General features: G+C 54.4%; 15 protein-coding genes and 1 pseudogene. 1 reads left to right on the forward strand and 15 read right to left on the reverse strand.

Annotated features, from left to right (window positions below):
* Positions 1 to 146 precede the first annotated feature (146 nt).
* Positions 147 to 1,094: a sugar-binding transcriptional regulator gene (locus PSSD_RS03260; protein ID WP_058969415.1), complete on the forward strand. Its 948-nt coding sequence runs from the start codon at positions 147 to 149 to the stop codon at positions 1,092 to 1,094.
* Between the two features lie 158 nt (positions 1,095 to 1,252).
* Here the strand turns inward: PSSD_RS03260 and hisP are convergent, their stop codons facing one another.
* The 15 genes and pseudogenes from hisP to PSSD_RS03335 all read right to left on the reverse strand — a co-directional run bounded on the left by hisP (position 1,253) and on the right by PSSD_RS03335 (position 15,349).
* Complete coding sequence (gene hisP / locus PSSD_RS03265; protein ID WP_039336453.1) at positions 1,253 to 2,026, reverse strand: histidine ABC transporter ATP-binding protein HisP; 774 nt, start codon at positions 2,024 to 2,026, stop codon at positions 1,253 to 1,255.
* Positions 2,027 to 2,034: 8 nt separating this feature from the next.
* Positions 2,035 to 2,751 carry an ABC transporter permease gene (locus PSSD_RS03270; protein WP_058969417.1) on the reverse strand — a complete coding sequence of 239 codons (717 nt, stop codon included), beginning with the start codon at positions 2,749 to 2,751 and terminating at the stop codon, positions 2,035 to 2,037.
* Positions 2,748 to 3,434, reverse strand: coding sequence for a histidine ABC transporter permease HisQ (locus tag PSSD_RS03275; RefSeq protein ID WP_058969419.1), 687 nt, complete (start codon positions 3,432 to 3,434; stop codon positions 2,748 to 2,750). The genes PSSD_RS03270 and PSSD_RS03275 overlap by 4 nt, the downstream gene beginning before the upstream one ends.
* 192 nt (positions 3,435 to 3,626) lie before the next feature.
* Entirely contained in the window at positions 3,627 to 4,409 is a 783-nt protein-coding gene (argT, locus tag PSSD_RS03280; RefSeq protein ID WP_039336448.1) for a lysine/arginine/ornithine ABC transporter substrate-binding protein ArgT, read from the reverse strand.
* Between the two features lie 275 nt (positions 4,410 to 4,684).
* A complete protein-coding gene (locus tag PSSD_RS03285; protein ID WP_058969421.1) occupies positions 4,685 to 5,254 on the reverse strand; it encodes a UbiX family flavin prenyltransferase in 570 nt (189 codons plus the stop codon).
* Between the two features lie 114 nt (positions 5,255 to 5,368).
* On the reverse strand, positions 5,369 to 6,886 hold the full coding sequence (gene purF / locus PSSD_RS03290; protein ID WP_039336444.1) for an amidophosphoribosyltransferase: 1,518 nt from the start codon (positions 6,884 to 6,886) through the stop codon (positions 5,369 to 5,371).
* Between the two features lie 36 nt (positions 6,887 to 6,922).
* Entirely contained in the window at positions 6,923 to 7,408 is a 486-nt protein-coding gene (gene cvpA, locus PSSD_RS03295; protein ID WP_034825265.1) for a colicin V production protein, read from the reverse strand.
* 250 nt (positions 7,409 to 7,658) lie between these two features.
* Positions 7,659 to 8,413 (reverse strand): annotated as a pseudogene (gene dedD / locus PSSD_RS03300) (cell division protein DedD).
* A complete protein-coding gene (gene folC, locus PSSD_RS03305) occupies positions 8,403 to 9,668 on the reverse strand; it encodes a bifunctional tetrahydrofolate synthase/dihydrofolate synthase (RefSeq protein ID WP_058969423.1) in 1,266 nt (421 codons plus the stop codon). The pseudogene dedD and the gene folC overlap by 11 nt, the downstream one beginning before the upstream one ends.
* A gap of 67 nt (positions 9,669 to 9,735) precedes the next feature.
* Positions 9,736 to 10,644, reverse strand: a complete 909-nt coding sequence (gene accD, locus PSSD_RS03310; protein ID WP_039337192.1) for an acetyl-CoA carboxylase, carboxyltransferase subunit beta — start codon at positions 10,642 to 10,644, stop codon at positions 9,736 to 9,738.
* Between the two features lie 132 nt (positions 10,645 to 10,776).
* A complete protein-coding gene (locus PSSD_RS03315; RefSeq protein WP_039337194.1) occupies positions 10,777 to 11,439 on the reverse strand; it encodes a DedA family protein in 663 nt (220 codons plus the stop codon).
* A 29-nt stretch (positions 11,440 to 11,468) separates the two neighbouring features.
* Positions 11,469 to 12,275, reverse strand: coding sequence for a tRNA pseudouridine(38-40) synthase TruA (gene truA / locus PSSD_RS03320; RefSeq protein ID WP_064511439.1), 807 nt, complete (start codon positions 12,273 to 12,275; stop codon positions 11,469 to 11,471).
* Positions 12,275 to 13,285 carry an aspartate-semialdehyde dehydrogenase gene (locus tag PSSD_RS03325; protein WP_039337196.1) on the reverse strand — a complete coding sequence of 337 codons (1,011 nt, stop codon included), beginning with the start codon at positions 13,283 to 13,285 and terminating at the stop codon, positions 12,275 to 12,277. The genes truA and PSSD_RS03325 overlap by 1 nt, the downstream gene beginning before the upstream one ends.
* 102 nt (positions 13,286 to 13,387) lie before the next feature.
* The gene (gene pdxB / locus PSSD_RS03330) at positions 13,388 to 14,512 is read right to left on the reverse strand and encodes a 4-phosphoerythronate dehydrogenase PdxB (RefSeq protein ID WP_058969424.1); all 1,125 of its coding nucleotides are present in this window, start codon (positions 14,510 to 14,512) and stop codon (positions 13,388 to 13,390) included.
* Between the two features lie 57 nt (positions 14,513 to 14,569).
* Entirely contained in the window at positions 14,570 to 15,349 is a 780-nt protein-coding gene (locus PSSD_RS03335; RefSeq protein WP_058969428.1) for an AraC family transcriptional regulator, read from the reverse strand.
* Positions 15,350 to 15,407: the final 58 nt, after the last annotated feature.

Consider the following 15,407-nt stretch of genomic DNA (forward strand, 5'->3'; position numbering starts at 1 on the left):
TCGCGTAGCATAGGCTGCCATCCGACGATCGATCTGCGAAGCGCATCACAATTAATACTTTTGCTCTTTTTTAGGGCTTTTGCTCAGTTAGTGCTTTTCGTCAAACACGCGCTAAGATGACGCATCAGTTTTAACGGAACCACGTAATGAGCAGAGAAGAGAAAAAACAGGAGCTTGCCGCACGTGCCGCGTGGATGTATTACGTGGCGGGCGTGACGCAACAGGAGATAGCTCAGGCATTAGGCATCTCCCGCCAGGTGGCGCAGCGCCTGGTGTCCAGTGCGCGTGAGATGGGAATGGTGAGCGTGAAAATTGATCATCCTGTTACGCACTGTCTGCAACTGGCGTGTGAGGTGCAGGAGAAGTTTGCGCTGGATTTATGCCGGGTGGTGCCATCGGCGAACTTAAATGATGACGCCATTCAGCAGATGCTGGCCGTTGAAGGTGCGGCGGTGATGTCGCAGTTTATCAATGAGGAAGCGCCACAGGTGTTCGGTATTGGTTCTGGTAAAACCCTGCGCTCAATGATTGATGCGCTGCCATGGGTGGATCGCCCACAACATCAGTGCGTTTCCATGATTGGTGCGATCGCGCGCGATGATTCCGGCACACGTTACGACGTGCCGTTGAAGATGGCCGAGAAAATGCAGGGCAAATACTTTTTCATTCCTGCACCGCTGTACGCAGACACGCCGCAAGACAAGGCGATGTGGGTTCAGCATCAGGTGTATCAGCGCGTCACCGATCGTGCCTTGCAAGCAGATGTGGCGTTTGTCGGCATCGGTGAAGTGATGCCCGGTTGTCCGTTAAATGCCGAAGGATTTATCACCGATACTCAGGTTGAGGCACTCAATGCGCGTGGAGTGGTAGGCGAGATGCTGGGGCATTTTTTCAACCAACAGGGTGAGCGCGTATGGGGAGAAACCGATGAGTTGCTCACCAGCGTCCTGCTTGAGAGTCAGACCGAGCGCAAAATTATCGGCTTCTCTGGCAGCGAGCGTAAGTACCCGGCGATTCGTGCTGCGTTACAGGGTGGCTGGGTGTCGGGGTTGGTGACGGATGAAGATACAGCACTGAAGCTGCTGCGGGAGTAACGGGTGCCGCCATCGACCAAGTGCGCATAAATGCGTACTACGGGGTTGTAGCGGCGCGATTTATCACGCCGGTTTTCATGCCGGCACATCTGCCAGGTGCGCATAAATGCGCACCCTACGGGGCTGTAGGGTCGCCATTTATGGCGACCTGGGCAGCATTATTTCAACGATCCCTTCAGGAATTGCTGTAAACGTGGGCTTTTCGGGTTACCAAACAGTTCATCTGGCGAGCCCTGCTCTTCAATCTTGCCCTGATGCAGGAAAATCACATGATTGGAGACATGGCGCGCAAACTCCATTTCGTGCGTCACCACCACCATGGTTTTCCCCTCTTCGGCCAACTTCTGCATGATACGCAGAACCTCGCCCACTAACTCAGGATCAAGCGCAGAGGTCGGTTCATCAAACAGCAGCACCTCAGGTTCCATCGCCAGCGCACGAGCAATGGAGACACGCTGCTGCTGACCACCGGAAAGATGCACCGGATATTTGGCGCGCGCACGTTCGTCGATGCCCACTTTATCCAGATATTTAATCGCCCGCTCACGCGCTTCCGCTTTGCTCAGTCCCAGTACCTGAATAGGCGCTTCGGTGACGTTATCCAGCACCGTCATGTGGCTCCACAAATTGAAGTGCTGGAACACCATGGTCAGACGGGTACGCAGTGAGCGCAGTTGCTCTTTGTTAGAGACCTTCAACTGGCCATCGGTGTCGCGCACCAGGTTGATCTGCTCATTGTTCACCGCAATGGTGCCTTCGCTCGGTTTCTCAAGGAAGTTAATGCAGCGTAAGAAGGTACTTTTCCCGGAACCGGACGAACCAATGATGCTGATCACATCGCCAGCATTGGCCTGCAGTGATACACCTTTCAGAACTTCGTGTTCACCGTAACGTTTGTGCAGTTCGGTCACGCTTAATTTGTTGTCAGCCATAGTGATACTCAATGCGATGAAGAAGGTTTCACGTGCGCCAGGAAGCGGCGTTCTGCTTTGCGGAACAGGCTAATCAGCACGTAAGAGATAATCAGATACAGCACCGCAGCGATGCCAAACGCGGTAAACGGCTGGTACGTTGCCGAGTTAATATCACGCGCGATTTTCAGCAGATCCGGCACCGTGGCGGTAAATGCCAGTGCGGTGGAGTGCAGCATCAGGATCACTTCGTTACTGTAAGCCGGCAGTGCGGTACGCAGTGCCGACGGCAGGATAATGCAACGGTACATTTTGAACGGTGAAAAGCCATAAGCACGGGCGGCTTCGATTTCACCGTGCGGCACAGCGCGAATCGCACCGGCAAAAATTTCAGTGGTGTAGGCACAGGTGTTTAAGGTAAAGGCCAGCAGCGTACAGTTCAGACCGCTACGGAAAAAGGCGTTGAGTAACTCCGAACCTTTGACCACTTCCAGCGTGTACATGCCGGAATAGAACACCAGTAACTGTACGTAGAGCGGTGTACCGCGGAAAACATAGGTGAACAGCCAGACAGGTGTCGAAATAAAGCGGTTCGGTGACACACGGGCAATCGCCAGCAGCACCGCCATGGAACCCCCGATCACCACGGAGAGAATCAGCAACCACAGGGTAATGGCGACGCCAGTAAAACGGTAACCATCGGTCCAGAGCAGCTGTTTCCAATACTCTTGAATAATATCGATCATAGCTCTGCCCTTTTCACACCCACCGTGTAGCGACGTTCGAGCCACCACAGCACGCCGTTCGACAGCGTGGTAAACACCAGATAAATCCCCCCCGCGACAATCGCGAAGTAGAACGGCTGCCAGGTACTTTTCCCTGCCAGCTGCGTGGCTTTCACCACGTCTTCCAGCCCCAGCAGCGAAACCAGCGCCGTGGCTTTAAGGATAACTTGCCAGTTATTGCCAATACCCGGCAGCGCGAAACGCATCATCGCCGGGAACAGAATGCGGCGGAAGGTTTGCGAACCGGTGAAACCGAAGGCGGTTGCCGCTTCGATCTGCCCTTTAGGCACGGCGAGAAATGCACCACGGAAGGTTTCGGTGAAGTAAGCGCCGTAAATAAAGCCCAGCGTGATGATACCGGCCACCATCGGGTCAATATCAAACTGATCCATACCTAACGCATCGGTCAGGGTGTTCAATGCGATTTGCAGTCCGTAGAAGATCAGCAGCATCAACACCAGGTCGGGCACCCCACGAATTAACGTGGTGTAGCCTTCGAAAATCATCGCCAGCAGGCGATTACGGGAGAGTTTGGCGCCAGCGCCAATCAAGCCGAGCACTACAGCCAGCACCACCGAGCTGAGTGCCAGCTCAAGGGTCACCAGGGTGCCTTTGAGGATTACTTCAGAATAGCCATACAGCATGGGTTCGATCCTGTCGTGAAGGAAAATAACAAACGCTGCCCAACTAACGGACAGTCCTGACCAGGATGTGAATCACAGGGTAGATGGCGGCAAGCGTATGAACCCCGGGAGTTTACATAAGTAAGCGCCCGGAGTGAATAGTTATGACCAACCCTGCTGTAAATCAATCATCAAGGTCAGAAAACAGGACAATTAATCGCCGTATACGTTGAAATCAAAGTACTTCTTAGCAATTTTGTCGTAGGTACCATCTTTACGCATGGCATCAAACGCTTTATCGATAGCGGCTTTCAAATCGGCATCATCTTTGCGCAGGCCCATACCGGTACCAACACCGAAGATTTTGTCATCTTTCACCGCTGGACCGGCAAACGCATAATCCTTACCGACAGGCTGTTTCAGGAAGCCTTCGCTCGCCTGCACTTCGTCCTGGAAAGCCGCATCAATACGACCCGCATTTAGATCCTGATACACCAGATCCTGGTTCGCGTAAGGAGTGACGGTGACGCCTTTTGGACGCCAGTTTTCATTGGCGTAGGTTTCCTGAGTGGTGCCCTGCAGCAGGCCAATGTTTTTGCCCTTCAAGGATTCAATGGTCGGTTGTAAATCTGACCCTTTTTTCGCGACTAAACGCGCGTTAGCTGCATACAGTTTTTCTGAGAAGGCGATCTCTTCCTGACGTTTCTCCGTGATAGAGAGAGAGGAGATGATGGCGTCAATTTTCTTCGCTTTCAGCGAAGGGATCAGCGCATCGAAATCACTTTCAACGTAATTGCATTTGGTATGGATACGCTTACAAATTTCGTTCGCCAGATCGATGTCAAAACCCACTAACTGGCCTTGCGCATTTTTGGATTCAAATGGCGGGTAAGTCGGGTCAGTCCCGATACGCAGCGTCTTCGGTACTGCAGCGAACACGCTCGCAGCGCTGGTCATTGCCAGCAGCAGGGAAAGAGCCAGAACTCGCTTTTTCATAGGTAACCCTCAAGTAAGTGCTTATTGTTATATGGTGCGTGATGTGTGTTTGCGCTGAATGATTTGCAGGTTTCATGCCAGTTATGCAAAACGGCGAAAGCCTGCTCAGGCGCACTAAATACCGCGCCTTTTAGCAGCGCAAGCACCTAGTTTGTGAGGGAAATATAACAGCGGCGTGAGGAAGAAAAAGCGACATTGTTAACTTTTGGTGCACAAGATGCACGAAGAGTGATCGGGCACGCGAATTTGCACACGCTTAGTGCAATATTGCACCATTATGCGCCATGCCAGCGGGTAAACAGGTCTTCAGGAAGCTCAATATCGAACTGATCGATAACGCGGTTGACCGTTTGATCAATCAGATCTTCAATGCGCTGCGGGCGATGATAGAAGGCAGGAACCGGAGGCATGATCATCGCCCCCATCTCGGCGGCGGTGGTCATCATGCGCAAATGGCCAAGGTGAAGCGGGGTTTCACGCACGCACAGGACTAGTTTTCGTTGCTCTTTGAGCACCACATCCGCTGCTCGCGTCAGCAGACTGTCGCTGTAGCTGTGCACAATGCCTGACAGCGTTTTCATTGAACAAGGCAGAATCGCCATGCCCAACGTCTTGAACGATCCCGAAGAGATGCTGGCGGCAATATCACGCACATCATGCACTACGTCGGCCAGTGACTGAACATCACGCAGGCTGTAGTCAGTTTCCAGCGTCAGCGTTTGTCGTGCAGCAGGGCTCAGCACCAAATGGGTTTCCACATCGGCCACCGGTTGCAGCACCTGCAACAGTCGTACGCCGTAGATCGCGCCGCTGGCGCCGGAAATTCCAATGATGAGTCGTTTCATATTTCAGCCTTGCTATTCAGATTGCGGCAATGATAGCCGCTACCTGAACAAAAATACAAAAACAAACAGGGCGGGATTGCGCCCGCCCTGTTTTATGTGTGCACTCCGAAGATATTAACCTTCGTTATGCAACTCCAACCCTTCCACTTCATTCTGGCGCTGAATCGCTTTCGCATCATCATTACGCAGTGACTGCAGGTACTCAAGGTACTGCTGGTCAACGTCTTTGGTCACATAGACGCCGTTGAACACCGAGCACTCAAACTGAGCAATATCCGGGTTCTCTTCGCGCACGGCTTCGATAAGATCATCCAGGTCCTGGAAAATCAATGCATCAGCTTTGATCAGCTGGCGAATCTCTTCCACTTCACGACCGTGAGCGATCAGTTCCGTGGCGCTCGGCATATCGATGCCGTACACGTTCGGGAAACGAATTTCCGGTGCCGCTGACGCAAGGTAAACGCGTTTTGCGCCCGCTTCACGTGCCATCTCAATGATCTGCTCTGAGGTGGTGCCACGGACAATTGAGTCATCGATCAACAGCACGTTCTTATCACGGAATTCTGCACGGTTGGCGTTCAACTTACGGCGAATCGCGCTGCGGCGCTGATGCTGACCAGGCATAATGAAGGTGCGGCCAACGTAGCGGTTTTTCACAAAGCCCTGACGATAAGGTTTATCGAGGATGCGAGCGATTTCCAGCGCAGCATCGGTCGAGGTTTCCGGAATCGGGATCACCACATCGATATCCAGGTCTTCCCACTCGCGAGCAATTTTCTCGCCCAGTTTGGTGCCCATGCGCACGCGCGCGCTATAGACAGAAACCTTATCCAGGAACGAGTCTGGACGAGCAAAATAAACGTATTCGAACAGGCACGGATTGGTTTTCGGATTCTCAGCACACTGACGTGTAGAGAGCTGACCTTGTTCGGTGATGTACACCGCTTCGCCCGGTGCCACATCGCGAATGAACTCAAAGCCCAGGGTATCCAGCGCGACACTTTCAGAGGCCACCATATACTCGGTGCGGCCATCTTCAATCACACGTTTGCCCAGTACCAGTGGACGAATACCGTTTGGATCGCGGAACGCGACCATACCGTGCCCGATGATCATCGAAACCACTGCGTAAGCGCCGCGCACATGCTGATGCACCGCCGCCACCGCAGCAAAAATGTTGTCAGCTTCCAGCGGGTAATGCTGAAAACGGTCCAGCTCCTGCGCAAAGATATTCAGCAGGATTTCAGAATCAGAGGTGGTGTTAACGTGACGGCGACCCACTTCGAACAGGTGTTTACGCAGCTCGTGCGCATTGGTGAGGTTACCGTTGTGCGCCAGCGTAATACCATAAGGGGAGTTGACATAGAATGGCTGTGCTTCTGAAGCACTGGAGCTGCCCGCCGTTGGGTAGCGAACGTGACCAATCCCGATGTTACCCTGCAAACGCTGCATGTGGCGTGCTTCGAAAACATCGCTCACCAAGCCGTTTGCTTTACGCAGACGAAAACAGTTAAGCGCATCGATGGTACAAATGCCGGCGGCATCTTGCCCGCGGTGCTGCAGCACCGTTAACGCGTCATAGATCGACTGGTTTACTGGCATAAAACCGGTGATACCAACAATACCGCACATGTTGTCATTTCCTCATTGGCCGCACTCCCGGTGGCGTTACCGGGGTATAAAACTGGACGTGCTTTTCAGGTAATCGAAAAACCACCTGATGATGTAACTGAACTGGGGAATGAGTTGCGACTGTTGCCAGTCCGGGCTTTTAGAAAAGCCGGTGAATGTATCGAGGAAGAAGAGCATAGCGGAAACAATCAGCACGCCACGCAACGCCCCGAAACAGACCCCCAACACCCTGTCGGTTCCCGACAAGCCAGTTTTTTCCACCAGCGAGCCGATCACATAGTTCACTATGGCACCCACAATCAGGGTGGCAACGAATAACACCGCGATAGCGATGCCGTTGCGAACCAGTTCGTCGTCAAAACCTGTAAACCAGACTGCAAGGTAGGTGTAGTAATGACTGGCGACAAAAAACGCGCATCCCCAGGTAACGAGAGATAAGGCTTCACGGACAAACCCACGAATCAGGCTGACCAGAGCCGAAAAACCAACTACCGCAATAATGACGTAATCAATCCAGATCATGAACTCTTCCAGCCCAGTGCTTATGCACCCCTGCATCCAGTTCGGGGCGCATTCTAACAGAAAAAGAAAACGTTTGCGTAGGGTTTTCCGGTTCTGCATCCATAAAAAAGGCGATGAAAAAAACTTTCTTCGCCCTGAGTATTATCAGCGATTCAACCTACTGATATTAATTAATTTTTTCATGCCATTTTAACAAACCGCGAATGCTTTACCGCGCCTTTTACTGCTATCGGCGCGGCTTATCAAGCCATTAACGCGTACCGTAGGGTTTAATCACACCACCGAGGCCCGAAATGCTTTGTAGCTCGCTCAGTGAACTTTGCAGCTTCGCTTTTGACGCATCCGGTCCCACGTAAATTCGGGTGATTTGTCCCTGCACTGGCGTTGAAGGCACGGTAAAGGCGCGATAGCCCGAGAGACGCAGCTGCGCCACGATCTCGCTCACCTTAGCCGCATTCTTCAGCGCGCCGAGTTGCACCACATACGCCTGGCCTGCAGGCGCCGCTTCCGGCTCACTCTGCTTCGGCGTTTCAACCGCTTTCGGCTGCTCAACCGGTTTCGGTTGCTCTACCGGTTTCGGTTTTACCTGCTCGACAGGTTTTGGCTTCGGCTGTTCTACTGGCTTCGGCTTGGGTTGTTCAATCGGTTTGGGCTTCGGTTGCTCAACCGGCTTCACCTGCTGATGCACCGGCGGTGGCGTCACCAGCGTCGGCTCACTGTTCTGCGCAGGCTGCGCACTGCCGTTGCTGGCATTACCCGTGGCTTTCGCATTATCCGGATTCTGTGCGGCACTGGCGCCTTCTGGCGGTTGCGCAGGCAACGGTTGCGTGACCGGCGGTACCATTTCGCTGTCTTGCTGATCGTCAGGTTTGGGCACCAGCGGGATCGCCGCAAACTCTTCCTTATAGTGTTTTTCTTGCCGTCCAACAGGCCCGGCAACACAATGACGCCAATCGCGACCAGAATAACGGTCCCGACTAAGCGATTTTGAAACTTACTTGCCACTGCCGTTCTCCGCTGCCATCGATTCCATAACCTGTGCGACGGTGTGGAAAGATCCACACACCAGAATCACATCCTCAGGCGCTGCTTGCAGGCGCGCTGCTTGCCATGCCGCATCCACATGCGTGAACGCTTTACCTGCATCAAGATGCGCAATCAACTCATCGGCTGTTGCACCGCGTGGACCATCAAGTGGCGCGCAGTACCAGCTGTCCACCTGTGGCGACAATGCCGCCAGGGTGCCAGCGATATCTTTGTCGTGCAGCATGCCGACCACCGCCAGGACTTTCCCGCGCTTTGGCAGTTCAGCCAACCGTGAAGCCAAATAATAAGCGGCATGTGGATTGTGCGCCACATCGAGGATCACGCGTGGTGATTCGCTCACGGTCTGGAAGCGGCCCGGCAAAATCGCCAATGGCAGATGTTCGCGGATCACTGCCTCACTGGCATTCAGGCCAGAGGCGCGTAACGCCGTCAGTGCCGTTGCCGCGTTGGGCAGCGGTACCTGTGGCAATGGCAGGTCGCGCAACTCACCGTGCGCATCCTGCAGCGTCCAGCTGTTTTCCTGTTTTTGCCACTGCCAGTCGCGATTGATTTGCAGCAGCTGCGCGCCCTTCTCTGCGGCCACCTCCGCAATGGTGTGCGGCATATCAGGTTCACCCACTACCGCAGGCTTACCGGCGCGGAACACGCCGGCCTTTTCACGTCCGATACTTTCGCGATCCGGCCCCAGCCAGTCCGTGTGATCCAGGGCAATACTGGTGATAACCGCAACATCAGCATCGACAATATTGGTGGCATCCAGACGACCCCCCAGCCCGACCTCCAGAATCACCACATCGAGATTGGCATCGCGAAACAGATTGAGTGCCGACAGCGTACCAAATTCGAAATAGGTCAGCGAAGTGTCACCGCGCCCGGCTTCGATGCTGGCGAAACTGGCGCTGTGCAGCGCTTCATCCAGCTCAGCGCCCTGCACACGTACACGCTCGGTGTAGCGCACCAGATGCGGCGAACTGTAAACACCCACACGGTATCCCGCGGCCATCAACAAGGTTTCCAGCGTACGACAGGTGGTGCCTTTGCCGTTAGTGCCGGCGACGGTGAAGATAAACGGAGCGGGTTTGAGTAAATCGAGGCGTGCAGCAACGCGTTGAATACGGTCCAGGCCCAGTTCGATGGCCTGCGAATGAAGATGTTCTAGATAATGAAGCCACGTGGCCAAAGGCGACGTGGCTTGGGGAAGAGTCTTGTCCATGTGTCCCGTTAACTGATTGACGGTGCATTGGTGAAAAGGCGCATAAATGCGCCTTTTCGTTGCCTGATCAGGCCTCGTTGCTCTCCGGCTCAGCCGTCGTTGGCTGATCACCATCCTGCAGCGGCGCTGGCAGGTTCATCATTTTCGCCAGCAGGCTTGCCAGCTTAAAGCGCATTTCCGGACGACGGATGATCATGTCGATCGCGCCTTTCTCAATCAGGAACTCACTGCGCTGGAAGCCCGGCGGCAGTTTTTCGCGCACGGTCTGCTCAATGACGCGTGGCCCCGCAAAGCCGATCAGGGCTTTCGGTTCTGCGACGTTCAGATCGCCTAACATCGCGAAGCTGGCTGAAACACCGCCCATGGTTGGGTCAGTCAGCACGGAGATGTACGGCAAGCCGCGCTCCTGCATTTTCGCCAAGGCTGCGCTGGTTTTCGCCATCTGCATCAGCGACTGTAACGCTTCCTGCATACGCGCACCGCCACTGGCTGAGAAGCAAATCAGTGGGCAGTTATCTTCCAGTGCTTGTTCAACGCCACGCACAAAGCGCGCGCCAACCACAGAACCCATCGAGCCGCCCATAAAGGAGAACTCGAAAGCTACAGCCACCACCGGCATACCATGCAGTGTGCCTTTCATGGTGATCAATGCATCTTTTTCACCGGTATCTTTCTGCGCGGCAACCAGACGATCTTTGTACTTCTTAGAATCGCGGAACTTCAGCAGATCCTTCGGTTCCAGCTCGCTGCCTAACTCAACCAGAGAACCTTCGTCCAGCATGCTGTGCAAACGCTCACGGGCGTGCATACGCATGTGGTGGTCGCACTTCGGGCAGACCTCAAGGTTACGCTCCAGCTCGGCGCGGTACAGCACCTGGCCGCAGCTATCGCATTTGGTCCAGACCCCTTCCGGGATACTGGCTTTGCGCGTTGGCGTGGTGGTGCTTTTATTCAGTATGCGTTCAATCCAGCTCATTGATGACCTTTCTGTTTAATGCTGACCTGGTCCAGTCTTCTTGTGGCTGCCGAAATCACCTTCAGCAGGCCGTAAATGTCGCTCATTAAACCACAACCCGTTCTCGCTGTGGACAAAAATCTGGTAACAGGCTTACTGTGGCTTCTGCTGACGCGCCTGACGGCGATGGCGCCATACTTCAATCACGCCTGGCAGTATTGAGACCACAATAATGCCCACAATCAGCAGCTTCAGGTTCTCTTGCACCACCGGCAAGTCGCCAAACAGGTAACCGGCGTAGGAGAAGAGCAGTACCCATAGCAGCGCACCCGTTACGTTGAAGAGCGCGAAGTGGCGATAAGACATGTGTCCCATCCCTGCCACAAAGGGGGCAAAGGTTCGCACGATTGGTACAAAGCGCGCAAGTATAATGGTTTTGCCACCGTGGCGATCGTAGAACGCGTGGGTTTTATCCAGGTAGCTACGACGGAAAATTTTTGAGTTCGGGTTACTGAACAGCTTCTCACCGAACAACCGACCAATAGTGTAGTTCACCGCATCGCCGAGGATGGCGGCGATCACCAGTAGCGTCACCATTAAATGCACATTGAGATCGTTGCCCGGCAGTGCGGCCAAGGCACCGGCCACAAACAGCAGGGAATCCCCTGGCAGGAAAGGCGTGACCACTAAACCGGTTTCACAGAACAGAATCAGGAACAGAATGGCGTAAATCCAGATGCCGTACTGCGCCACGAGTTCGGCTAAATGCACATCAATATGCAGAATAAAATCAATAACGAAGTGGATAAACTCCATACGGCTCCCCTACATCCTTCAATTAACAGTTAATCCGCGAGGAACAAGGGTCCCAGCGCAGGCTGAGGTAACGCAAAATGGGATGGATAATCCACCGCCACCAAATACAACCCTTCTGCTTTAGCGGTTGCTGCCGCCAGAGTGCGATCTTTTGCTGCCAGCAACTCAGCCATCCAATTCTCAGGCTTGTTGCCACAACCAATTTCCATCAGGCTGCCGACGATATTGCGCACCATGTGATGCACAAAGGCGTTGGCTTTGATATCAACAATCACATACGGCCCCTGACGCGTGACGTTGAGGTGCATCACATTGCGCCACGGTGTGCGTGACTGGCACTGCACGGCACGGAACGAGGTGAAATCGTTCTCGCCGATCAAACACTGCCCTGCACGCTGCATTTTTTCCGCATCCAGCGGATGATAAAAATGGGTGATACCGTTACCCAGAATCGCAGGGCGCAGCCGCTGGTTGAAAATCACGTAGCGATAGCGACGCGCAGTGGCACTGAAACGCGCGTGGAACTCATCGGGCACTTCTTTGACCCAGCGCACCGCAATGTCATCCGGCAAATTGGCGTTGGCGCCCAGCGTCCAGGCACCGTCAGCACGCTGTGAGGTGGTTTCAAAATGCACCACCTGCCCGGTCCCGTGCACACCCGCATCGGTGCGTCCGGCGCAGAACACCACCACCGGATGATTCGCCACTTTCGACAGCGCTTTTTCTAACTTTTCCTGCACGCTGCGCACTTCATTCTGTCGCTGCCAACCGTAATAACGGCTGCCATCGTACTCAATGCCTAACGCCAGCTTAATGGTCTTAGCTTCAGACAACATTAATAGAAATACTCCTGCACCAATTTCTCAGCGGTTTTCACGGCCATCAATGCGCCGCCGAAGCGGATGTTGTCCGCCACTGACCAGAACTGCAGCAGTTCAGGCACGCCGTAATCGTTACGAACGTTGCCAATGCTCAGTGCATCGCTGCCCGATGCATCGCTGACCGGGGTTGGGTACTCACCGTCTTCGCTCAAATTGATGTCTTCAGCGCGGGCCAGCTCGTCACGTGCTTCTTCTGCTGACAGTGGGCGCAGATTTTCGATGTGCACCAGCTGTGCGCTACCGTAGAACACCGGTGCCTGCACGCTGCTGACCGCAATCGGTAAACCTTCGTCCTGCAACACTTTACGCACCTGATCCACCAGTCGACGTTCACTCTCTACGCTGCCATTGTTGTCTGCCAACTGTGGCAACAAGTTGAACGCCAGCTGGCGGCCAAAGTAGTGTTCATCAGCGGGGATGCCGTTCAGCAAACGCGCGCTCTCACCGGCCAGGCCATCAACCGCAGCTTTACCATGGCTGGAGACAGACATCAGGTTGGTGACCTGTAAACGGCTTAAACCGGCGCTATCCACCAGCGGTTTGATCGCGCTCAGCAACTGACTGACCAGTGCATCTGCCACTGTCACAATATTACGATTGCGATAGTCGGCCAGCACCTGCGGATTGACATCCGGCACCACCAGCGGCACATCCGGCTCCAGCGCGAACAGGTCGCTGCTGTCGATCACCAGACAACCCTGGCTCGCGGCTTCATCCGCATAACGTGCTGAGGCTTCACGCCCAGCAGCGAAAAATGCCAGCTGTGCCTGGGTCCAGTCGAACTCGGCGGCATCCTGCACCCGCAGGGTACGACCATCAAAACGTACACTCTCACCGGCGCTGTTTTCACTCGCCAGCAGATGCAATTCACCAACCGGGAACTGGCGTTCTGCCAGCAATTCCAGTACAGCGTTCCCTACTGCGCCTGTTGCGCCCAGTAGCGCGATATTCCAGCCGTCAGACATGTTGGTTTACTCCAGACAATGACACAAAAAATTGAGGCGGTGACATCACCGCCTGACATTTAAGACTTTTCCCGCGCGAAATCGCAGGGGATTGATTTAACTTTACAAACTGGCGCGAAAACCGAGTTTTTCCAGCATGGCAGCCGCGTCGGCGTCATCGCATTTCACCTGCAGCGAGGACCACTCACGGCGCTCTTCATACTGTTTGCGCAGGCGGTCAAATTCACCTGGCTGCGCGGCCACTTTTCGTAGTGGGGCATCATCGCGGCGCACATCATACACCAGATGCACCAGTCGTTTCAGCGTAGGCTGATCGAGCTTACCGTGCAGCGTGATGGTGCCAAACTCGGGTGCAGGCAGCAGACTCTCCAGCGCCACCTGTTGAGGCTGGCCGATAAAGTCACACCAGGCTTCGAATACCTGCGTGGTTCCGCGTGCTTTTCCTTCCAGCGTATAGCCTGCAATGTGGGCCGTGGCGATATCCACTTTATCCAGCAGATCCAGATTCAGATCCGGCTCTGGCTCCCACACATCCAGCACCACGCTCAGATCGCTGCGCAGCTTGAGGACTTCCAGCAAGGCGGCGTTATCCACCACCGGGCCACGACAGGCGTTGATCAGGATGGTGTTCGGTTTTAACGCCATCAGCAGCGCCATGTCCGCCAGATGCCAGCTTTTGTAGGGACCATCTTTAAACAGTGGCGTGTGGAACGTCAGGATATCGGCCTGTGCCACCACTTCATCAAGCGAATGGAATTCCTCTTGATCGCCGCGATCGGCACGTGGTGGATCGCACAGCAAGGTCTTCACGCCCCAGGCGGCAAGGCGTTTTTGCAAGCGCCCACCGACATTCCCGACGCCGACAATGCCGACGGTACGATCGCGCAACTCAAAACCATCACGCTCAGCCAATAGCAATAAAGAAGAGAATACATACTCCACCACGGCAATGGCGTTGCAGCCCGGCGCGGCAGAGAAGGCAATGCCTGCCGCCGCCAGCGATGCGTCATCAATATGGTCAGTGCCTGCCGTCGCGGTACCGACAAATTTCACCGGCGTGCCCGCCAGCAGTGCCGCATTGACTTTGGTGACGGAACGCACCATCAGTCCGCTGGCATCCTGTAATTCCGCTTCCGGTAATGGTCGACCCGGTACCGCCAGCACATCACCGGTACGGCTGAACAGTTCACGGGCGTAAGGCATATTTTCATCGACGAGAATTTTCACTGCGGCGGTCCTGTCATATTGAAATAAACGGGGCGTATTTTGTCACAAAGTCCGGGATTAGCCTAACCGGCTGCGATAGCGATCAGGCGTCGTACCCGCCTGCTGTTGAAACATCACAATTAGCGCGGATGCCGAACTGTAACCGAGTTCATGTGCGATCCCCTGCACGCTACACCCTTGCTCAAGAAGCGCAATCGCGCGCAGAAAACGTAAACGCTGCCGCCATTCGCTGAACGACATGTTCAGTTGCTGTTGGCAACGCCGCGCCAGCGTACGCTCAGTGGTAAATACGCGCTTCGCCCATTGTGCCAGCGTGGTGTTATCGCCGGGGTTATCCTCCAGCGCGCGGAGAATCGGCGCGAGAAATTTGTCATCCGATAACGGTAAATAACTGGTGTGCACGGGCGCTAAACCCAGGCGATCGATCAGTACCTCGCACAATCGCCAGTCGGCTTCGGTCTGAGGCTGTTCCAGCGAGCGCCGCGCAAAGTCGTTCATAATGGCGTGCACAATAGCATCGACGTTAAGCAAACAGGCTTTTGCCGGCAGGTCGTGGCAAAGCTCAGCGGCAATATTCAAGGTGCGAAAGTGTGCGGTGTTGTGGTTATAGCTGCTGTGACGATGGGTCGGTGGGATCCAGATCGGCATATCTGAAGGGGCTAACAAGCGCTCACCCGCCACTTCCATCTCCATGACGTGGCGGGTGACAAAAATCACCTGCCCCCAATCGTGAGCATGTGGAAGATACTCGGTCTTCGCATTGGCTTCGTCATAACGCATAAAGAAGCGCAGCATCGGTGCATCAATGGGCGCCTGATACTCGATCTGTAAATTCATTCTGTCCGGTCATTAACGAATGTTGTCCGATTTTAACTATCTGGTTTAAACCGGTCAA

This window comes from Type-D symbiont of Plautia stali, from assembly GCF_001485335.1.
Taxonomy (GTDB): Bacteria; Pseudomonadota; Gammaproteobacteria; order Enterobacterales; family Enterobacteriaceae; genus Pantoea; species Pantoea vagans_C.